This is a genomic window from Allomuricauda sp. XS_ASV26, from assembly GCF_041224615.1.
In the GTDB taxonomy this organism is placed as follows: domain Bacteria; phylum Bacteroidota; class Bacteroidia; order Flavobacteriales; family Flavobacteriaceae; genus Flagellimonas; species Flagellimonas alginolytica.
On record NZ_JBGFGK010000031.1, the window covers coordinates 381,606 to 402,847 of the forward strand.

18 protein-coding genes are annotated in these 21,242 nt (G+C 42.7%); 6 read left to right on the forward strand and 12 right to left on the reverse strand.

Features of this window, described 5'->3' with window-relative positions:
* Positions 1 to 59 precede the first annotated feature (59 nt).
* Positions 60 to 1,070 (forward strand): DUF6588 family protein, encoded by a 1,011-nt coding sequence (locus tag AB9K32_RS09160; protein ID WP_338193381.1) that lies wholly within the window; start codon positions 60 to 62, stop codon positions 1,068 to 1,070.
* Positions 1,071 to 1,151: 81 nt separating this feature from the next.
* Here AB9K32_RS09160 and AB9K32_RS09165 read toward each other — a convergent pair whose 3' ends face one another.
* Positions 1,152 to 1,523 (reverse strand): hypothetical protein, encoded by a 372-nt coding sequence (locus AB9K32_RS09165; RefSeq protein ID WP_224835326.1) that lies wholly within the window; start codon positions 1,521 to 1,523, stop codon positions 1,152 to 1,154.
* Between the two features lie 243 nt (positions 1,524 to 1,766).
* On the opposite strand from AB9K32_RS09165, the gene mdh reads away from it, so the two are divergent.
* Entirely contained in the window at positions 1,767 to 2,693 is a 927-nt protein-coding gene (mdh, locus tag AB9K32_RS09170) for a malate dehydrogenase (protein ID WP_224835325.1), read from the forward strand.
* Positions 2,694 to 2,913: 220 nt separating this feature from the next.
* Complete coding sequence (gene secDF / locus AB9K32_RS09175; protein WP_224835324.1) at positions 2,914 to 5,883, forward strand: protein translocase subunit SecDF; 2,970 nt, start codon at positions 2,914 to 2,916, stop codon at positions 5,881 to 5,883.
* Positions 5,884 to 6,017: 134 nt separating this feature from the next.
* On the opposite strand, the gene AB9K32_RS09180 is transcribed toward secDF, so the two are convergent.
* From AB9K32_RS09180 to AB9K32_RS09210, 7 genes are all read right to left on the reverse strand, one after another.
* Complete coding sequence (locus AB9K32_RS09180; protein WP_369885001.1) at positions 6,018 to 7,277, reverse strand: ATP-binding cassette domain-containing protein; 1,260 nt, start codon at positions 7,275 to 7,277, stop codon at positions 6,018 to 6,020.
* Between the two features lie 30 nt (positions 7,278 to 7,307).
* Entirely contained in the window at positions 7,308 to 7,832 is a 525-nt protein-coding gene (locus tag AB9K32_RS09185) for a GNAT family N-acetyltransferase (RefSeq protein WP_293294055.1), read from the reverse strand.
* The gene (locus AB9K32_RS09190) at positions 7,833 to 8,318 is read right to left on the reverse strand and encodes a DUF192 domain-containing protein (protein WP_338193391.1); all 486 of its coding nucleotides are present in this window, start codon (positions 8,316 to 8,318) and stop codon (positions 7,833 to 7,835) included.
* Between the two features lie 4 nt (positions 8,319 to 8,322).
* Positions 8,323 to 9,285, reverse strand: coding sequence for a prolipoprotein diacylglyceryl transferase (gene lgt, locus AB9K32_RS09195; protein WP_224835320.1), 963 nt, complete (start codon positions 9,283 to 9,285; stop codon positions 8,323 to 8,325).
* A gap of 67 nt (positions 9,286 to 9,352) precedes the next feature.
* Positions 9,353 to 9,574 carry a membrane protein insertion efficiency factor YidD gene (yidD, locus tag AB9K32_RS09200; protein ID WP_369885002.1) on the reverse strand — a complete coding sequence of 74 codons (222 nt, stop codon included), beginning with the start codon at positions 9,572 to 9,574 and terminating at the stop codon, positions 9,353 to 9,355.
* 63 nt (positions 9,575 to 9,637) lie between these two features.
* The gene (locus AB9K32_RS09205) at positions 9,638 to 10,024 is read right to left on the reverse strand and encodes a DUF779 domain-containing protein (protein ID WP_369885003.1); all 387 of its coding nucleotides are present in this window, start codon (positions 10,022 to 10,024) and stop codon (positions 9,638 to 9,640) included.
* Between the two features lies 1 nt (position 10,025).
* Positions 10,026 to 11,549, reverse strand: coding sequence for an aldehyde dehydrogenase family protein (locus AB9K32_RS09210; RefSeq protein ID WP_224835317.1), 1,524 nt, complete (start codon positions 11,547 to 11,549; stop codon positions 10,026 to 10,028).
* A 211-nt stretch (positions 11,550 to 11,760) separates the two neighbouring features.
* Here AB9K32_RS09210 and AB9K32_RS09215 point away from each other — a divergent pair, with 211 nt between their 5' ends.
* On the forward strand, positions 11,761 to 12,669 hold the full coding sequence (locus AB9K32_RS09215; protein ID WP_224835316.1) for an AraC family transcriptional regulator: 909 nt from the start codon (positions 11,761 to 11,763) through the stop codon (positions 12,667 to 12,669).
* On the opposite strand, the gene cysS is transcribed toward AB9K32_RS09215, so the two are convergent.
* Both cysS and folE read right to left on the reverse strand, forming a co-directional pair.
* Complete coding sequence (gene cysS, locus AB9K32_RS09220; protein ID WP_224835315.1) at positions 12,666 to 14,147, reverse strand: cysteine--tRNA ligase; 1,482 nt, start codon at positions 14,145 to 14,147, stop codon at positions 12,666 to 12,668. The genes AB9K32_RS09215 and cysS overlap by 4 nt on opposite strands.
* A 13-nt stretch (positions 14,148 to 14,160) precedes the next feature.
* Positions 14,161 to 14,844: a GTP cyclohydrolase I FolE gene (gene folE, locus AB9K32_RS09225; protein WP_224835314.1), complete on the reverse strand. Its 684-nt coding sequence runs from the start codon at positions 14,842 to 14,844 to the stop codon at positions 14,161 to 14,163.
* A gap of 133 nt (positions 14,845 to 14,977) precedes the next feature.
* On the opposite strand from folE, the gene AB9K32_RS09230 reads away from it, so the two are divergent.
* Positions 14,978 to 16,780, forward strand: a complete 1,803-nt coding sequence (locus AB9K32_RS09230) for a T9SS type B sorting domain-containing protein (RefSeq protein ID WP_369885004.1) — start codon at positions 14,978 to 14,980, stop codon at positions 16,778 to 16,780.
* A 116-nt stretch (positions 16,781 to 16,896) separates the two neighbouring features.
* Positions 16,897 to 18,342 carry a T9SS type B sorting domain-containing protein gene (locus AB9K32_RS09235; protein WP_224835312.1) on the forward strand — a complete coding sequence of 482 codons (1,446 nt, stop codon included), beginning with the start codon at positions 16,897 to 16,899 and terminating at the stop codon, positions 18,340 to 18,342.
* Positions 18,343 to 18,392: 50 nt separating this feature from the next.
* Here AB9K32_RS09235 and AB9K32_RS09240 read toward each other — a convergent pair whose 3' ends face one another.
* On the reverse strand, positions 18,393 to 19,895 hold the full coding sequence (locus AB9K32_RS09240) for an OmpP1/FadL family transporter (protein WP_369885005.1): 1,503 nt from the start codon (positions 19,893 to 19,895) through the stop codon (positions 18,393 to 18,395).
* A gap of 36 nt (positions 19,896 to 19,931) precedes the next feature.
* Positions 19,932 to 21,233 carry a hypothetical protein gene (locus tag AB9K32_RS09245; RefSeq protein ID WP_369885006.1) on the reverse strand — a complete coding sequence of 434 codons (1,302 nt, stop codon included), beginning with the start codon at positions 21,231 to 21,233 and terminating at the stop codon, positions 19,932 to 19,934.
* Between the last annotated feature and the right edge of the window lie 9 nt (positions 21,234 to 21,242).

Consider the following 21,242-nt stretch of genomic DNA (forward strand, 5'->3'; position numbering starts at 1 on the left):
ACAACAAAAACTCGCCCCAGCAGGGCGAGTTTTTTAGTTTTGGGTAAAACTTCAATATTATGAAAAGACTAATTTTAGCGCTTGCACTAGTTACTGTGACCATGGGCAAGTCCCAGGATCTCAACGATATATTTGTTTCGGGAGTTGCGGATGCCGAGCGATTTGCCAACGCTTATTTGTCCCCGGTCTCGGAAGGAGCCATTTACAGCATCTCCAATGGATGGTACAATACGGCAGATGCCAAGCCCTTGGGTGGATTTGAGATTTCCATTATAGGAAACATGACCGGATTTAAAAACAAGGACGATAAAAAAGCATTTATATTGGATCCTGCCGATTACGATAACTTGGATTTTGTACAAAACCCGGGCCAGGCCAGAATGGTGTCTACCGCGTTAGGGGATATTGAGGGAGTAGAAGTTTTTGTGGAAGATGAAAGTGGTATCTTCAGAGAGAGTTTTGAGCTGCCCACAGGTCTTTCTGCTGAAAACCTCAATTTTATACCATCGGGGTATCTACAGGCCAGTGTGGGTTTGATCAAGGGGTTGGAAGTAAAAGCTCGTTTTTTACCAAAGATCAAATTTGACGACGATGCCAAGATTGGATTGTTCGGGGCCGGATTGCAATATGATTTTACCAAAATATTGCCTGCCGATAAAGTATTGCCCGTTGCTATTTCTGCGGTAATTGGCTATACTAATTTAAATGGGGAATACGATTTTTCCGATTCTGATTTTATCAGCGGAAGTGATCAACGAATCGATGCTTCTTTCAGAACATGGAATTTTAGCGCCGTGGTCTCCACTAAAAATATCCCGGTAATTAATTTTTATGGAGGGATTGGATATATCACAGGGAACTCGGATATCGATGTGCTTGGTACTTACGAGGCCAACGGGCCTTTCTTTTCAGAAACAGTGGTAGACCCTTTTACGGTATCGCAAGATGCAAGCGGAGTATCTGCTAATTTGGGTACCAAACTTAAACTGGGATTTTTTAGGTTGAATGCAGAATATAATTTCTCCGAGTTCAGCACATTTACCTTTGGAGTGAACTTTGGATTTAGGTAAGAGAGAATCAAAAATTACCGATCAAAAATAAAGAAGGCCCCGTTTCCGGGGCCTCCTATTTTCATATATGTAGTCTTCACGTCATTCCCTGGTGGCGAAGACCGAGCCATTATCCAAGGTTAATACTTCGGGGGTTTTTGCTTTTTCCAAACTAACGGTTATATCGGTAACCTGTGGGTCGCCATAAATAATGGAATAGGCCCCATTTTCTTGCGACCATTTAAAATCGGTGTAAAAATCTAATTGGGAGTTGGTGTATCTCTGGTATCTTCCTAGATAGACATCGTTAAAAATCCACTCTTCACGGATCGTGTTCGAATTTTTTCCTTCAATAGTTGAAGATGCAGTTTTTGCCCAGATACCCAGAATGGGATCGTGGTTGTCCGGAACACTGGTACAGTTGCTTATGGCTATAATGCCAAGAATGGACAACAATGAAAAGAGCTTTTTCATAGGTCAAGTAGGTTACGTTAAATTTGGGACTATAAGAACGTAGGTTTGTAAGAATCTATTGTATAAAACGGATAAAATATTTTATTGCACAACTCTTATGCTGCTCAAGAGTGATCTAGGTGTCGTTAAATCCATGTCAACTTTGTTGTTTTTACCGGAATTGATGGTCTAAAACTGGTAAATGTCAGTTTTTATCTGCCCTAAATGCCTTATTTTTGAGGACTAAAATTTAAATCTATACAAATGAAAGTTACCGTAGTAGGAGCAGGCGCAGTTGGAGCAAGTTGCGCTGAGTACATAGCAATGAAAAATTTTGCATCGGAAGTAGTTTTATTGGACATCAAAGAAGGGTATGCCGAAGGTAAGGCCATGGATTTGATGCAAACGGCATCATTGAACGGATTTGATACCAAAATTACCGGGTCTACCAGCGATTATGGTAAGACTGCCAATAGCGACATTGCAGTGATCACTTCGGGAATTCCTCGTAAACCTGGTATGACGCGTGAAGAGTTGATAGGTATTAATGCCGGTATTGTGAAAACCGTGGCCACAAGCCTTTTGGAGCACTCCCCTAACGTAACTATTATTGTAGTGAGCAACCCAATGGATACGATGACCTATTTGGTGCACAAAGCAACAGGACTTCCTAAAAATAGAATTATAGGAATGGGTGGAGCTTTGGACAGTGCCCGTTTCAAATATAGATTGGCCCAAGCCTTGGAAGCACCTATTTCAGATGTGGATGGTATGGTGATCGGCGGACACAGCGATAAAGGAATGGTGCCCTTGATCGGCCATGCTACAAGAAACAGTGTAAAAGTTTCCGAGTTCCTATCCGAAGAAAAAATGAACTGGGTTGTGGAAGAAACCAAAGTTGGAGGTGCTACTTTGACCGGATTGTTGGGTACAAGTGCTTGGTATGCCCCAGGTGCTGCCGTTTCCAGCTTGGTCCAGGCCATTGCATGTGATCAAAAGAAAATGTTCCCTTGCTCATCACTGTTGGAAGGTGAGTACGGACTAAACGATATTTGTATAGGGGTACCGGTAATCCTAGGTAAAAATGGTATCGAGAAAATTGTAGAGATAGAATTGTCCGATGCCGAAAAGGCCAAAATGCAGGAAAGTGCCGAAGGTGTAAAAAAGACCAACGGACTGCTAGAGGTCTAGATTTAAACCCTATCGGTTAAAATGTCATTTTGGGCATCGACCAAAAGAAAATTACCATCAAATTGGATGGAAATCTTTAGGTTTGTCCGGGATGACATTTTTAATTTTATACCGTAACCATTAACAGTAATTGCAATTACATCAAATTCTATTGTCAAATCTTATCGGAAATGATATATTTGCACGCTGTTTAAGAAAACTTCTAAAAAATTAACAATCAATGCAGAATAAAGGACTTATAAGGCTTTTCGCGATCCTTTTTGGCTTGGTGAGCATCTATCAGTTATCTTATACTTTCATCACTAATAAGTTGGAGAAAGATGCTGAGGCTTACGCAATTGGCCAAATTTCGGAGGCTGAGGAAGATTATGTTGCAAAGCGCGAAGCTTTAGAGGCATCGTACTTGGATTCCATCAGTGATAATACTGTTTTGGGGTATACGAGCTACGCGGATGCCAAAACAAAAGAGTTGAACAAAGGATTGGACCTTAAAGGAGGTATCAACGTTACCCTTCAGATTTCCGTTAAGGATATTTTGAAAGGCTTGGCCAACAATACTAAGAACCCTGTGTTCAACAAAGCCTTGGCAGATGCCGACGAAGCATCAAAAAATAGTGACAACACCTATTTGGAACTGTTTTTCGAAGCTTTTGACAATATCAAAGGAGATACCAAACTGGCCTCACCGGACATTTTTGCCAATAAAGGACTGAGCGATGATATTAATTTTCAAATGTCCGATGATGAGGTAAAACCCATCATCAGAAGAAAGATTGATGAATCCATAGTTTCTGCGTTCGAAGTTTTGCGAGAGCGTATCGATGGTTTTGGGGTAACACAGCCCAATATTCAAAGAGAAGGTAACTCGGGAAGAATTTTAGTGGAACTTCCAGGGGCCAAGGATATTGCCCGTGCCCAGGAATTGTTGTCCAGTACGGCACAGTTGGAATTTTGGGAAACCTATCCACAGAGCAACCAAAGTATTGCAACGTTTTTGGTTAATGCCAACGAACGTTTAAAAGAGATTTTGGAGCCGAAAACGTCTACCGAGGACGAAATCTCAAAACCGGAATCGGAAATTGATTCCCTGCTATCCGATGTAGCTCAAGACTCGTTGGATATGTCACAGGATGCCAATCCGATTTTGGGTAAATTGATTCCGGCCGATCCAGGGAGTCACGCCATAGCAAGAGCCTTGGTGGCCGATACCGCAGAAATTGGCGGGTATTTAAGAATGCCTGCAATTAAAAGGCTATTGCCGAATGATGTTCAGTTTACCAAATTCCTTTGGGAAAGACCTTCGCAAGATGCGGAAATAGTTGACTTGTATGCATTGAAATCCAACCGAGAAGGTACACCAAGGATTAGCGGAGATGTTGTTTCCGATGCTCAGGATACCTTTGATCAGTTCAATAAACCGGCCGTTAGCATGACGATGAATACTCGTGGTGCCAAAGAATGGGAAGAATTAACGGGGGATGCCTACAACAACCAAACTGGTATTGCCATTGTATTGGATAACAAAGTGTACACTGCACCTGGGGTTTCTTCGGGGCCAATTTCTGGTGGGCGTTCGGAGATTACTGGAACATTTACTGTAAACGAGACCAAAGATATTGCCAACGTTTTGCGTGCGGGTAAACTTCCTGCTTCTGCGGATATTATCCAGTCAGAAGTGGTAGGCCCATCTTTGGGTCAAGAAGCTATCGATAGTGGATTTATGTCCTTTATGATCGCCATGGCGTTCGTATTGCTTTGGATGATATTCTACTACGGTAGGGCAGGAGTGTTTGCCGATATCGCTTTAGTATTCAATATTTTGTTGATTTTTGGTGTGCTGACCAGCCTTGGCGCTGTATTGACATTGCCAGGTATTGCGGGTATTGTACTGACTATAGGTATGTCGGTAGATGCCAACGTACTTATTTTTGAAAGGGTTAAAGAAGAGTTGGCGCGCGGAAAAGGAAAGGCACAAGCCATAGCCGATGGTTTTGGAAACGCTTTGTCCTCTATTTTGGATGCCAATATTACTACAGGTCTTACTGCGATCATTCTTTTTGTTTTTGGTTCAGGACCAATTAAAGGTTTTGCCACGACCTTGATGATCGGTATTGTTACTTCCTTGTTCACGGCCATTTTTGTTACTCGATTAATGATCGAGGCCTACACGAGCAAAAAAGGAAGGCGCCTCGATTTCAGTACAGGTATCACAAAGAACCTGTTTACCAATTTGGATATCAACTTCTTGTCCAAACGAAAGATCGCCTATGTGGTATCCGCCATTTTGGTAGCGGTGAGTGTTTTCTCGTTGTTTACCAATGGACTTAACCAAGGGGTTGATTTTATAGGAGGACGTTCTTATCAGATCCGTTTTGAGAAAGCTGTGAACCCTTCGGAGATTGCATCCGAACTTAATACGGTATTCGGTAGTGGTACCAATGTGAAAACTTTTGGTGATGCCAATCAGATAAAAGTGACCACACCATACAAAGTGGATCAAGAAGGAGTGGAGATAGATACGGAGATCCAGGATAAGCTGTACACATCGCTACAAAAATATTTGCCAGACGGAACTTCTTTTGAAGATTTTACCGTTGGTGCTTCCGAAAAATCTATCGGTATCCTTCAATCTGTTAAGGTTGGGCCTACCATCGCGGATGATATCAAGAAAAACGCTTTCTTGGCCATTATCGGTTCCTTGGCGGTAGTATTCCTTTATATTCTTTTCAGGTTTAGAAAATGGCAGTTCTCTTTAGGGGCTGTGGTAGCGGTATTCCACGATGTTATGATCGTTTTGGGTATATTCTCCCTTACAGGTAGCATAATGCCGTTCAACATGGAAATTGACCAAGCCTTTATTGCGGCCATCCTAACCGTAATTGGTTATTCCCTGAACGATACGGTGGTAGTATTCGACCGTATTCGTGAAGTAACTAGCCTAAAAGGCTGGAAGGGTGGAGAGCACATTAACTTGGCATTGAACAGTACATTGAGCCGAACCTTGAACACCTCGCTTACCACATTGATCGTGTTGTTGGCCATCTTTATTTTTGGAGGTGAGAGCCTAAGAGGATTTATGTTCGCGATGATTATTGGTGTAATCGTAGGTACATATTCATCTGTATTTATCGCAACACCGGTGATGTTCGATTCATTAAAGAACAAAGTTGCTGAAGCAACCGAATCGTAGTTTTTCGTTTTTTATATTACACTTTATATTAAAGACCCTCTTTTTTAGAGGGTCTTTTTTTGTGAACTATCCTGAATAAATACAATCAGTGATCAAATCAGTGGTTTTTGTAAAAGGATGCGCCGTGCGCCAATCTATTTATGAATTTTTTGTGATGGTTTACCCGTCGATCCCATTTCGGATGGTTGTAGTTCAAAGATGTGTTCTGGATGTAACTGAGGTTCTTCTCTATGTGAGACAAAAACTATGGCAGTGTCGCTTTCTTTGGCCACCTTGTTTACCAGGGCAACAAAGAGATTGGCGCTCTTATCGTCAAGTCCAGCAGTAGGTTCGTCCAAAATTAACAAAGGAGGGTGTTTTATCATGGCCCGTGCCATCATAAGTAATCGGCTTTCACCAATTGTTAGATCTTTGAAATACTCATTTTTTCGAGTTTCCAAATTGAGTAGTTGTAGCCATTGTTCGGCCAAATTTTTTTCACGGTCGGTTGGTTGTACATACAGTCCAATGGAATCGTGCAGGCCAGAAATAATCATATTTTCCAGACTGTGGTATCCTTTAAATGTATTGGTGATTGCAGGAGTGTAATAGCCGATGTTTTGTTTGAGGTCCCAAACACTTTCACCCTTGCCTTTTTGTAGGCCAAAAATGGTCAAATCTTGGCCGTAACCTTTATGGCTGTCCCCTGTGATCATGGACAATAGTGTGGACTTTCCGCTTCCATTCGGACCTTTCAATTGCCAAAACTCTCCTTTGTTTATGGTCCAATCTATATTGTTCAGTACTTGGCGGCCATTAAAGCTGACCGAAACCTTCTTAAAACTTACCAGTTCCTTATGGTCAATTTTGACTTGTGACAAAGATGGAGGAATGGTGCCATTAAAAGGTATGGGCTCCATTTTGTTTTGCGTCCAAAACTCATCGGATGAACAATAGTGGTGTAGCGTATTTCCATCAAGTTTAAAAAAATCGGACGTGTTGGGCAAAATATCATCCAATCTACTGACCAATTGTACCAAAATTTTGTTTGATGAAATATTTACAAGTTCCTCTTTCAATTTGGCTTGTGTGTCAGTGTCCAAATTATCGAACGGATTTATCAAGATTAAAAAATCCGGGTCTTTTTGAAGCAGATAGGTAAGTAGCGCTTTTTTTTGCTCTCCACTGCTCATGGTTTTTAACGGCTGTTCGCTGTCCTTGGTCAAAATTTTAATATCGTGGCGTTCCTCTTCGTCCATATAACGGTCAATTTCTGACTTTGAGAAAAGCAAACCTTTTAAGTTCTGTAGTTCGAGCAGCCCATCAATTGGATCGTTCTTCAATAGATTTTGAACCAATTGTTTAGTGTTGGAATTGTTCTGCGTAAGGATAGTGTAGCTTTTGTGTAGCTTCATGAGGCAATTGGTATTGCCTTAAAATTACGATTATCCTCGCTTAACTCTAAAAATATGTACGGGATTGTTCTTATAGACTGTTGTTTTGTCCAAGTACATACCATTGTTTATTGCGACTTTTTGGGAGGGTATGTTGTCCACATGGATAATGGAGATCAGGGAATCCGAAAAATTGTTTTCAAACGCAAAGGCCTTACATTTTCGGGCAGCTTCAGATGCAAGACCCTTAAGCCAATAATTGGGTAGAATGGAATAGCCAATTTCCAGTTCCTTTACATTGTCCACAGTTTGAACTAGGAGTCCGCAAATACCGATCAGTTTTCCGGATTCTTTTAAAATTAGGGCGTTCATGCCACCTAAATCGTTTTGATAGCGTTCAAATACCCGTTCGAACTGTGCTTTGCAAGCTTCTACGGGATCTTTGGGCAGACCGTCCCAGTATTGTGTGGATCTTGGGTCGTTGTAGAAAGGGAGCCAATCTTCGAAATCCGAATCGGTCAACTTACGATAAAGCAGTCGGTCGGATGTTTGGTTGTCCAGAAGGTATTTAGACATTTAATCACGTGTAAATGAAATACTATCACCAACTTGTAGTCCCAATTTATCCGAAAGCCCTGCGTTAATTTCAAATACATATCTTGCAGGGATATTGGATGGTAAGGTATCTTCATTGAACGGTTGGGCGTTTTTCTGAAAGCTCACGATCTTCATTCCTGAATCAATGTAAATTATATCCAAGGGAATTTCTGTGTTCTTCATGTAAAAGTACTGCAAGGATTCTGTGGGCTGAATAAATAGCATTCCTCTATTCTCTTTCATGGATTTTCGGTACATTAACCCAGTTTGTGTCTCGTATTCCGACTCGGCAATCTCGATTTCAAAACTAGCCTTTATGGCTTCTGATTCCTCAGAAAGAATGGTTAGCTCTCCCTCTTTTGTAAAGGAAACCGTTTCTGTTTTAATGGCTTGTTTGGATTCGCTCTTGCACGATACCAGAATCAAAACAACCGTGAATATTATTATTTTTCCAAAATTTGCCATGTCGCTAAGGTTCTACAGGTGCTGGTTTTACCATAAAAAATACACCGATCAAAATCATGGGGATACTGAGCCATTGTCCAGTGGAAAGCATGCCGAGGGTATCTTCGAAACCGCCTTGGCTTTTTTTGTAGAATTCCACAAAGAACCTTACCACGAACAAAAGAACCATAAACAAACCAAAAAGGAAGCCTGGTTTGTTTTTCCAATCTGTTTTCCAGTAGAGCAGGTATAGAACCACGAATACGAAAATGTAACAAATGGCCTCGTACAATTGGGCGGGATGGCGAAATGGTATGGACTGTAAAACTTCAGAGAACTCCGGGTTGTGCTGAATGGCTTTGTAGGCTGCGTTCGGTGTTTTTTCTTTGGTGAGTGCCATCGCCTGATATGCAGGCATATCGTCCGAATCACGGATAAAACGAGTTGCTAGGAAATAGGCTTCATCCACTTTTTTTCCATTGATCTCGGAATTGAAAAAATTACCGAACCTTACAAATGCGGCACCGATTGCAGAGGGAACTACCAACCTATCCAATAGCCAAAGCATTTTAATATCTTTCCATTTACGAGTATATAACCAAATACCGATAATGGCAGCGATAGTAGCTCCATGACTGGCCAAGCCTGTAAAGCCGGTAAACTCGTACCCATTGATGATACCGAAGAGCGAACTGTTCGCGTTTTCGTGGATAGGTAAAAGGATTTCTGCCAAATGATCTTTATAGTAGTCCCAATCGTAAAAAAATACGTGCCCCAATCGTGCTCCGAGCATTATGGATACCACGGTATAAATAAAAAGGGAATCCAGTTTTTCCATGGACTTCTTTTCGTTCAAGAAGATTTTCTTCATGATAAACCAGCCTAATATGAAGGCGGCAATCCATAGCAAATTGTAATATTTTATCTGTAGAAAACCCAGTTTAAAAAGAGTTCCTTCGGGGTTCCAGTCAAATCCTAGAAAGTACATTGAAATAAATTTTGGACTAATATAACTACTTTGAACGGTTGCAGGGTGTTAATTAAAGCGCAATTTTTTAAGGGACAGGATCATATCCGCTTCCTCCCCAGGGGTGGCAACTGGCTATACGTTTAATAGAAAGCCATCCGCCTTTAAAGAGTCCGTGCTTTTTTAAGGCTTCCAAGGTGTATTGTGAACAAGTGGGGGAATAGCGGCATGTGGAAGGAAACATGGGGGATATAAAAAGTTGGTAAAACCTTACCAACATAACAAATGGAGCTATCAAAATTTTCTTCATGCTATCTACGTAGTGAAACAGAGAACAAGGTATGAAAAAGCCCCGAATCTATCGGGGCTTGCTTTATGCTTCTTCTGCGGGTTGTACGGGTTCCAGATGTTCCCGTTCCTCATCCGTGTACAATCGCGACTTGATGACAAAACGGAGTCCCAACGGAATTTCCAGACTGAAACTGGCACCACGCCCCGTTGTCACATCGACCGTGAGCTGTGTATGTTTCCAGTATTCGAACTGGTCCTTGCTCATAAAAAAACCACAACCATGGATGGTGCCCAACTTCACATCGTTCTCATTCAGCATCAACTCACCTTTGGGAAAGCACATGGGAGAGGAACCATCACAACAACCCCCACTTTGATGAAACATCAATTCGCCATGGCGTTCCCTTAATTGGTCAATAATTTTTTTGGAATTGTCCGAAACCAACACACGCTTTATCAAATTTTCCATCCTAGAAAAAGCCCAATTTGTTCTTATCGTAAGAAATCAGCATATTTTTGGTCTGAGTATAGTGGCTGAGCATCATTTTATGGTTTTCTCTTCCGATTCCTGACTTTTTGTATCCTCCAAACGGTGCATGTGCAGGGTAGTTGTGATAGCAGTTTACCCAAACCCTGCCAGCTTGTATCTGTCTGGAGATTTTATAGGCTTGGTGCATATCGCGTGTCCAAACTCCCGCTCCCAATCCATAAAGGGTGTCGTTGGCGATTTCCAGTGCTTCTGCTTCATCTTTAAAAGTGGTGACACAGACCACGGGACCAAAAATTTCTTCTTGGAATACGCGCATTTTGTTGTTTCCTTTCAAAATAGTGGGTTGAATGTAATACCCACCTTCCAGGCCTTCGTTATAAGCAGCGTCACCTCCTGCCAGAACTTCGCATCCTTCTTCTTTACCTATTTGGATGTAGTTCATGATTTTCTCGAACTGATCATTCGATGCTTGTGCGCCCATCATGGTGGTTGGATCCAACGGATGGCCAAGTTTGATGGCTTTGGTACGCTCTATAACTCGCTCAATGAATTTGTCATAAATGCTTTCCTGAACCAATATTCTGGATGGGCAGGTACAGACCTCCCCTTGGTTCAAGGCAAACATTACAGCGCCTTCCAAACATTTATCGAAGAACTCATCATCCGCATCCATAATGCTTTCGAAGAAAACGTTCGGGGATTTACCGCCCAACTCCAAGGTCACGGGAATAATGTTCTTGGACGCATATTGCATGATCAATTGCCCAGTAGTGGTTTCTCCCGTAAACGCGATTTTTTTTATGCGTGGACTGGAAGCCAATGGTTTTCCTGCTTCCAAGCCAAATCCATTTACAATGTTAAGTACGCCTGCGGGTAGAATATCCTCTATAAGTTCCATCAAAATAAGGATTCCGACGGGTGTTTGCTCTGCAGGCTTAAGTACTACACAGTTCCCAGCGGCCAATGCGGGGGCCAATTTCCATGCGGCCATCAGGATAGGGAAGTTCCATGGGATGATTTGCCCGACCACACCTAGAGGCTCCAAAACGTTCATGGACACGGTGTTGGAATCCAACTCACTTACGGAACCTTCTTCTGCGCGAATTACTCCCGCAAAATACCTGAAGTGGTCAACCGCTAATGGCATGTCCGCGGCACGTGTCTCGCGCAAGGCTTTGCCATTGTCCCAGGTTTCGGCACGGGCCAAAGCCTCGAGATTGTTTTCCATAACGTCGGCAATCTTTAACAATAAGTTGCTGCGGTAGGTTGCGGAGGAATTGTTCCATTCTGGTGCTGCCGCCCACGCTGCATCGATGGCTTTGTCCACATCCTCGGACGTAGATCGCGCAATTTTGGTGAATGCATTCCCATCGACAGGAGAAATATTGTCAAAATATTCCCCTTTTGTCGGTGGGGTCCATTTTCCGCCGATGTAATTTTCATACTGATCTTTGAACTTAGGTTTTTCCAAAACACTACGTTCCGTAGTTTGTACATTGCTCATAATACTTGTTGTTAAAATTAATTTTTATGTGTTGCGCACTTTGCTCAAGTGGCTGATTCTAAAAGTATTGATTTTGAACCCCGTATATCTGACGTATACTATTAATGACATGACCAATTCTCTTTGTTTTTATACTTTTAACAAAAAACAGTATCATAATTTTTATATTTATTAAGTATTTATATAATTTATTAAGAAGTGGGTATTTTATATGCATTTACCGGATAAATTCTTTAAAGAAAGAAAGCTGGAATATTTGGTCGAGAACCAAACCTCCTATACTTTGAACAATGCTTCAATGCATGTTTTTGAGACGCATCTGCAAGCAGAAAAAGTATTCCTTCAGTTTGATCAACCTGTGCTCGCCTCTATGCTGATAGGGAAAAAGGTAATGCATCTCAGGGATAAGAAGTCATTTAATTTCCTGCCGGGTGAGTCCTTGATTCTTCCCTCCAATGAAGTTATGTGCATTGATTTTCCAGAAGCAAACGAAGAGAATCCGACACGTTGCTTGGCCATGGCCATTTCCGATGAAAAAATAAACAAAGTCATCAATTTAATGAACGAAGTAATGCCGAAACACGATGGAACTGAATGGGTTTTGATGGATTACAACTACCACTTTACCAACGATGCCAGTATTTATGGTATTATTCAGCGATTATTGTACTTGTTCACCGAGAACCATCCGTCCAAAGACTATTTTGTGGACAACATGCTTCAGGAATTGATTATTCGAATTTTACAGGGCAATACGCGGGAAAAATACATGCAAAATGCCTCTAAAATAAGTTCTAACAATCGGTTGGCCTATGTAATCGAATTTATCTCCCAGCACTTGCACGAACCTTTGTCCGTAAGTGATCTGAGCAAAAAAGCCTGTATGAGCGAATCGCATTTCCATAAGACTTTTAAAGAAGAATTAGGAGTAACCCCGATTGATTACATTAACAGCGAACGCATAAAAATGGCCATCAATCTCTTAAAAGATCCCGATAGGAAAATAAAGGAGATTTATTTGGAATGTGGGTTTGAAAACCGCTCGTATTTCAACCGTTTGTTCAAGCGAAAAATACACGTTTCGCCAGGGGAGTACCAATCAAAATTTATCAAGCATTAATTTACGCTGAAAGTGGTCCCGTCCTTACCATCTTTGATTTGGATGCCCAACTCAACCAATTGGTCCCTGATTTTGTCGGAAGTAGCAAAGTCCTTTTTGGCCCGTGCTTCATTTCTAATATCAATCAATAATTCCATAACACCATTTAGTGTATTGGAATCATCTTTGGTCATGGATTGATTTTCGATACCGAGCACATCGTAAACAAAGGCTTTAAGTGAACTGGAAAGCACCTCTTTGTCTTCAGCAGAAATTGCTTCCTTGTCCTCTTTGATCAAGTTGATATGCTTTACGGCCTCGAACAACTGTGCAATTAAAATTGGCGTGTTGAAGTCGTCGTTCATGGCATCGTAGCATTTCTGCTTCCAAGTAGCCACATCAAAATCTGTTTTGTCTGCGGTTTTGAGTTTATCGATTCCGTCCAAAGCATCCATCAAACGGTTGTACCCTTTTTCAGATGCCTGTAATGCTTCGTCACTAAGATCTAAAATGCTGGTATAATGGGCCTGCATCATAAAGAAGCGAACCACTGCAGGGGTGTAGGGCTTGCTTAAAATATTATTGTCGCCGCTAAAAATTTCGGCAGGGTAGATGTTGTTGTCCGTGGATTTGGACATTTTTCTGCCGTTCAGGGTCAACATATTGGCGTGCATCCAGTAGTTTACAGGGGATTTGCCCGTACTGGCCTCTGCCTGTGCGATCTCGCACTCGTGGTGGGGGAATTTAAGGTCCATTCCTCCGCCGTGAATATCGAAGGTTTCGCCCAGATATTTGGTGCTCATGGCAGTACACTCCAAGTGCCATCCGGGAAAACCATCTCCCCAAGGGGATGGCCAGCGCATGATGTGCTGGGGTTCCGCTTTTTTCCAGAGGGCAAAATCCTGAGGGTTTCTTTTTTCGTCCTGGGCGGTAAGCTCTCGAGTGTTGGTGATCATATCCTCCAACTTTCTACCACTTAATTTTCCGTAATCGTGATCTTGGTTGAACTTGACCACATCAAAATATACAGAGCCATTTGCTTCGTAGGCAAATCCTTTTTCAAGGATCTCTTTAATGATCTCTATTTGTTCAATAATATGACCTGTGGCCGTTGGCTCAATACTGGGTGGTAAAAGGTTGAATTGCTGCAGGGTGTTATGGAAATCCACGGTGTAGCGCTGCACCACTTCCATGGGTTCAATCTGCTCCAGTTTGGCCTTTTTTGCAATTTTATCCTCACCTTCGTCAGCATCGTTTTCCAAGTGTCCGGCATCGGTGATGTTTCGAACGTAACGCACTTTATATCCCAAATGTTTGAAGTACCTAAAGATCATATCGAACGACATAAACGTGCGGCAGTTGCCCAAGTGCACGTTACTGTATACGGTAGGACCGCAAACATACATGCCTACGTGGCCTTCGTTTATGGGTTCGAACAGGTCTTTTTTTCCGGTAAGTGAATTATGGATTCGTACTGGTTGGTGTTTATAAAGTTGCATTAATCTTTTAGGATTAAAATTCGGTTTCTAGTTTAATGTAATCCAGGAACTCTCTTCGTGTGGCTTCTTCTTTAAACTTTCCGCCATATTCCGCGGTTACCGTGCTGCTTTCTATATCGCGGATTCCACGGGAGTTGACACAAAGGTGTTTTGCGTCGATAACACAAGCAACATCTTCGGTGCCCAATACTTTCTGAAGTTCCTTTACAATTTGGATGTTCATACGTTCTTGAACCTGGGGCCGTTTGGCAAAATAATCCACAATACGGTTCATTTTGGAGAGACCAACAACGGTACCATTGGAAATATAGGCAATATGTGCCCTTCCTACAATGGGTAGCAGATGGTGTTCGCAAGTGGAATAGACCACAATGTTTTTTTCCACCAACATTTCACCGTACTTGTATTTATTGTCAAACGTGGACGATTTTGGTTTTCTATCAGGGTGCAATCCTCCGAAGATTTCCTGTACGTACATTTTTGCCACGCGTTTTGGTGTTCCTTTCAAACTATCGTCATCCAGATCAAGTCCGAGCGTAAGCATAATTTCCCTTACATTGTTCTGTATTCTCTCGATTTTTTCTTCATCGCTCAATACAAAAGCATCTTCTCTCATGGGTGTGTCGGTAGATGCAGACCCTACATGGTCCTCACCTCTTTCGTCGTGTTGTTCTTCCAAAGTTTGCTCAAGTTTCATAGCTGTTGCTTAAAGAGAGCAAAGATATACATTAATGAACGATTTAACATCTGGTATCAAGGGTTTGACAACATAAATTATTGTTAAGACCTATGCCATGGTACTTTTATAATGCGCAAACCCACAGTGTTTTATGTTGAAATCGATTTCAAAGACTTTACTTCTGTTCTTATTTTGCCAAGGTGCTCTGGCACAGGTGGCCCAAGATTGTACGGATGCCATTCCCATTTGTAACAATACTCCTATCAATGGAGGTACCAATGGTTTTGGTTCCGACGATTTTTACGGTGCGACCTCTAGTGGGTGTTTGGAGCAAACAACTACTGGTGCCATTGAATCCAACTCATCCTGGTACCGGTTCAGGACCGCAGAGGCAGGTCAGTTGGGGTTTAATATTGGCCATAATAGCAACGAAGATTGGGATTTTGCACTTTATCGAGCTACCGACTGCAATAATTTGGGCGAACCCATTCGGTGCAACTTTTTTGACAATAGTGAGGGAGCCAGTTTTATTGGAGTAGGGGAAGATCCAACTGGTGATTTGGATTCGGTACATTTTGAAGATTGGGTTCAGGTGCAGGCTGGTGAAGATTATTATTTGTTCATCAATAATTTTAGCAATGTAAATTCTGGCTTTTCCATACAGTTTACTGGTGATATTTGGGAGAATCATCCGAATACTGCATTGGACTGTTCCATTGTTAGTAACCTTCTGGGTCCACCCATAACCGCATGTGAGGGCGAGAATATTATCTTGGATGCTACTACCTCCGGAGCCCTGGGATATGAGTGGTACATGGATACGGGCAGTGGATTTCAATTGATTACAGGTCAGGTGAGCTCAGTTTACAGTCCACAAGTTTCGGGTCAGTATCGCGTAGTGGTTTCAACGCCTAGCGGAAGTGAAATAAGTGATGTTCAGGTTGGCTTCAACCAAGTTCCGGTGACGAGCACGCTCGAAGATGAGTCTGTTTGTTATGATTTTGATATGATCTTTGATCTGAACGCAAAGAATTCCGAAGCGCTGGGTGACATGGACCCCCAAAGTGTCATGGTGAGCTATCATGCCTCCCAACAAGACGCCGTCGCAGGGGTCGATGCGTTGGATAAGGATTACATGCCCATAGGTGGTACAGAAACGATCTTTGTTAGGACCACATCTTTGTCCAACCCGGATTGTTACGATGCCAGTCAAAGTTTTATTTTGAATTCCATTGAGACCCCGGTTTTAACCTTTGACCAGCAAGTGGTGATTTGTGAATCGGTAGGCGTTTTAGAAATAGGGGAAACAACACCGGACCCCAACTATAGCTACGAGTGGGAATCCGGCGAACAAACACCGTCCATTCTGGTTTCGGAAGAAGGGGAATATACGCTCACGGTGAGCAATGAATCCAATGGAGTTGTATGCGAAACTGTCCGTACCGTGTCTGTAACCATATCCAATTTGCCGGCAATTTCCAGTATCGACATCGAGGATATGAGCGTAAACAACACGGTAACCATCAATACAGAAACTTCTGGGGCCTACGAGTTTAGTATGGATGGTGGAGAGTTTCAGGAAAGCAACCTTTTTACAGCCGTAGCTCCAGGTGTTCACAGAGTTACCATGCGAGATCCCCATGGTTGCGGCGAGGTTCAAGAAGATATTGTCGTTGTTGGGTTTATGCCCATTTTTTCTCCCAATGGGGATGTTTTGAACGAAACATGGCAAATAGAGGGGCTTTCTACTTTAAATTCTCCAATAGTCACCATATTTGATCGTTATGGAAAACTTATAAAACAGATGACGGAGTTCGACCCTGGATGGGATGGCAGCTTAAATGGGAAACCACTTCCCTCTACCGATTATTGGTTTAAATTATCTTATATAGACGAGGGTGGGAACAGAACCTATGCCAAGTATTTACAAAGTCACTTTTCTTTGAGAAGATAACGGTAAACGTCCCTTTCATCGATTAACTGCAAATTTTTCGGATAAAAACATACTAAAACGATGAGTTAAGGAGTTATACAGGTTATAAATAGAATAACCTTTAGCCCCAAAATTCTATGAAAGCCCTTTTCAGCGCTGTCTGCTGTTTTTTTCTATTTCAAGCGACAAGTGCGCAAAACTCGCCAGATTGTAGAACTGCAATTCCTGTTTGCGCCGACGCGCCTATCTTGGGGACCACCGATGGAGGTGGGGATATCGACGATTTTGACCCGGAAGTGATTACCCAAACAGGATGTTTGGAAAAAGGTAGCGTAAGTTCTGCCAATATAGAAAACAATACGGGCTGGTTCGTATTTAGGGCTGGAACGGACGGTCAAATAGGGTTTGATATTGAGGCATTGCCCGTTAATCCCGGAGGCCCTATAACGGCGGAATGGGATTTTGCACTATATGGGCCATTTGATGAAACATCCAATGATAATTTTTGTACCATAATAGGGGATGGCAGCGCCCAGCCGATTCGCTGCAATTACGAATACAACGACACAGGTTTTACCGGAATTGGAGTTAACCCTGTGGATGGCCGGGAGGGAGCTCCCTTTGTAAAGTCCAGTCAAAACACCTACGACGAATGGTTAAATGTGACTGCTGGGGAAATTTACTATTTGTACATTAACAACTACAACACCAATTTTGATGACGAGCCAGAAGATTTTATCCTTACGTTTACAGGGTCTTCGGTAGATGCTGATCAGAACAGCGCTTTGGATTGTACACTTCGTGACCAGTTTTTAGGGTTCGATATTGTTGCTTGCGAGGGTGACCCGGATATCACCTTGTCTGCTTTAAACTCGCCGGCGGGTTCCAATATCACTTCAGTAGAATGGAGTGTGGACTATGAGGATGATGGAATTATTGATGCTACTTTGCCAGGGACAGGTTCTTTTGGTGCCGAGTTGGTGGTTTCAAGTCCTAATTCAGGAAGATATTATGTTGAGATTGAAAATAATTTTGGACAAGTTTATCCTGACCACATCTTGATTACCTTTTACGGAACGCCCGAATTGGATGAGGTCCGGGTAATCGACGATTTGGTAAACAGTGATCAAACTGACCCCTACAATATCGAGATTGTGCCCGTGGGCGATGGTAATTACGAATATGCCATTAACGGTGGAGAGTTTCAGGACGACCCCTTGTTCTACGATGTGCCTCCCGGGATAAATACCGTGGTGATCAACGATAAAAACGGATGTGGTATAACCGATCCTATTGAGTTTTTAGTGGTCGGTTATCCTAAATTTTTTACGCCCAATAGCGATGGGGTTCACGATAACTGGAATGTTTACGGTGTTGAGGAGTTGGTGAATCCGGTGGTTTATATTTTTGACCGTTATGGTAAACTATTAAAACAAATAGATGTAAATATCGGTTGGGACGGAACATTTAATGGTCGTGATATGCCCTCTTCCGATTATTGGTTCCGTTTGGATTATGAACGCGACGACGAGGGTGTATTGGTGGCTACCTCGGTTCGCCGACACTTTTCATTGGTGCGATAAAAAAAGCCGGAATTTCTTCCGGCCATTGAATATCATCTTCGTATTGTATTCTAAAATTTTAAGGTGTAGCCCAGGGATATATTGGTGTTGACCCTTTCTATAAAGGTTGCGCTATCGATGCCGCCATCAAATAAATATGAATTTACATCTTGTTCGGTTCTACTAAAGGCCAAATCCAGTCGGTTGGGACCAAAATTGTAACCAATTCCTGCGGAGAACCCATTTAGGTCACCAATAAAATCACCATCCTCATAAGGGCTTTCTTCAAACCGGTATCCAGCTCTAAGGCTTACTTCCTGTATCCTGTATTCGCCACCAAGTCGATACGAATTTACAGCACCCAGCGTGCTGGCTATAAAATCGTTCTCAGCGCCAAAACTAGGGTCGGATGTGGGTCTAAGTTCGGCCTTGGACATATCTTGGTACGAATAATCCAAGCTGATCAGTCCTTCTTGTCCAAATACAAGGGCAATACTACCGGTATACTTTTCGGGTGTTTTGATTCTGTATTCATCATATAGGTTAACAATGCCAAAATTGATGAAGTCGATATCGGAAACCGCCAAATTAGTGTTGATGCGTTGGGATGTATCATCCGTTAGTCTATACCATGTTGGTGATTGATAACTACCGCCCACCCTAATGGATTGGTTCAATTTGGCTATGGCGCCCACGCTAAAGGAGAAACCGTGTCCCTCGGTGTGCAATAAATTGTCAAAAGAGGCAAACTGAATCGGGGATTCGGCATCGTAGCCACTTTCATCCAAATAGGTGACCCTGTCGTACAATACATTGTGAAAATTCAGCGTGGCCCCTATGTAAAGGCTCTCCTCGTATTGACTGGCGAAATTCAAGGTGAACTTGCTATTGTAGCCCGATGTGTTTTGGATAAATCTCTGGTTTACGCTTCCGTATTGGGCATTGGAGAAATAAGCTGTGTTTTGGTCATCATCATCAACGGGTTCTATTAATCCGGCCTGAAAACCAAGAAACGCTTGTTGCGCGGAATAGCCCAAACTAGAGCCAATATCCAAATAAGCCTCTTCGATAAATTCCCCTTGTTGGGTTCGCAATGGCCCCAATGGTTCTCCTTGTGCAAAATTGAGGAAATAATTGTCAATTCCGACTGAAGTGTTTCCGGTAGCAACGAATTCATTGTCAAAGTTATTCACCAAATCATAGTTGAATGCCAGCGCAATTTTCTTCCAAGGACCATCGTTGGATGAATTAAATACAAATACGCCACCGACCTGATTAAAATCCAAAGAGTTGGATGTTGTATTGGTTACGCTGTTTCCGTAAAGTGCATCGTTATTGGTATGATAGTTGGATCCTGTGATGGCAATTTCACTAAAATTGAACACGGCCGAACCCGCAGGATTGATATTTAGGGCGGACAAGTCGCCTCCCAAAGCACCAAATGCGCCGCCCATGGCTTGGAACCTTGCAGTTCCCTGAAGGTTTTCGGAACTGTAGCGCAATACATCGTCGATGGTCTGAGCACTTGCGAAAGTGCAAGCCAATACCATTATGAAAGTTGAGATTCTTTTCATTTTTTATGTTTTAGTTTTTTTATGCCGTTTGTGGAATTATGGTCTTCCGCCACCTCTGCCACCTCTACTTCCTCCTGAAGAACGAGATGCTCCCGAAGACCTTGATGAACCGGAAGACCTACTTACGCCAGAACTTCTTGAGCTGCCACCGGAGCTTCTGTAACTTCCGCTAGATCTGCTGCTGGAGGAACCGCTGCTGCGGTAACTCCTGGAGCTTGACCTACTAGAGGAGCGACTGTAATTTCTGCTGGGAGCAGAACTTCTTGATTGGTAGCTTCTTGAGGTTCCACTAGGGTTCCTGTAGCTTCTCGATGAAGATGAGCTACTTCTGTTGTAACTCCTACTACTGCGCGTGGAAGGCGATGTTCCATAAGAAGGATAATTTCTTGAGCTTCTATTGTAATTGGGAGAGGTCCGTGTACTTCTGCTTGTTCTATAGTTTTGGTTTCTGGCCACGGCATCCGCACTTACAGAGCGTCTTACATTGGAACGATTGCTATATCCACGAGAGCTTCTATTGGCCAAATTGCTGTTTCGGGAAACCGTTGCATTGGAACGGCCACTATTGCTTCTGTATCTACTGGCATAGGCATTAGTTCTAGATGATAGGGTAGTGCCGGGAATGCGTGAACTATATCCTCTTCTTCCGGACATATAGGCATAATTTCTGCCGTAGTACCCTCTGTTGTACGGGTTGTTCCAATGGCGACCATAATAGCCGCCCCAGCCGTAACCTGCCCAGCCCCAGCCATTATATGGGTAGCCCCAGCCCCAACCAGCATTCCAGCCCCAACCGTAGCCTGCCCAGCCCCAGCGGTTCCATCTCCAAGGGTTGTTCCAGCCCCAGCCCCAGCCAGTGCTCCATGCCCATCCGGCATTCCATAACCAAGGATCGTTCCAGCCGTAATAGCCTCCCCAGCCCCAACTGTTATCGTAAACGTTTATGGAGATGCTTGTTGGATTGTCTCCCCACCCAGGGTTGCCGTTATAGTTATTGTTGTACGCGAAATAATCGGTTTGTTCACCATAAGGAATCGAGTCATTTCGAACTTGACTTGAGTAACTATCGATGTCGGTGAAAACTTCGTCATCCAATATTTCGCCATATTCGTTTGCCTTTTGGCCAAAATAATCCCCATACATATTATTTTCCTGCTCTTCAACCCGCATAGCTTCGGCATTTTTCTTTTCTACCCCAACTACACGATCGTTGGTAGAATAGATTCCATCATCATAATAAGATGCTTGTTGGTAGGAGCCGCACGATGCCATAAGGATGGCAGTTATCATCAATATGGAGGGCGTTCTCAATTTATTGTGGAGTAAAGACTTTAACATGGCGCAATT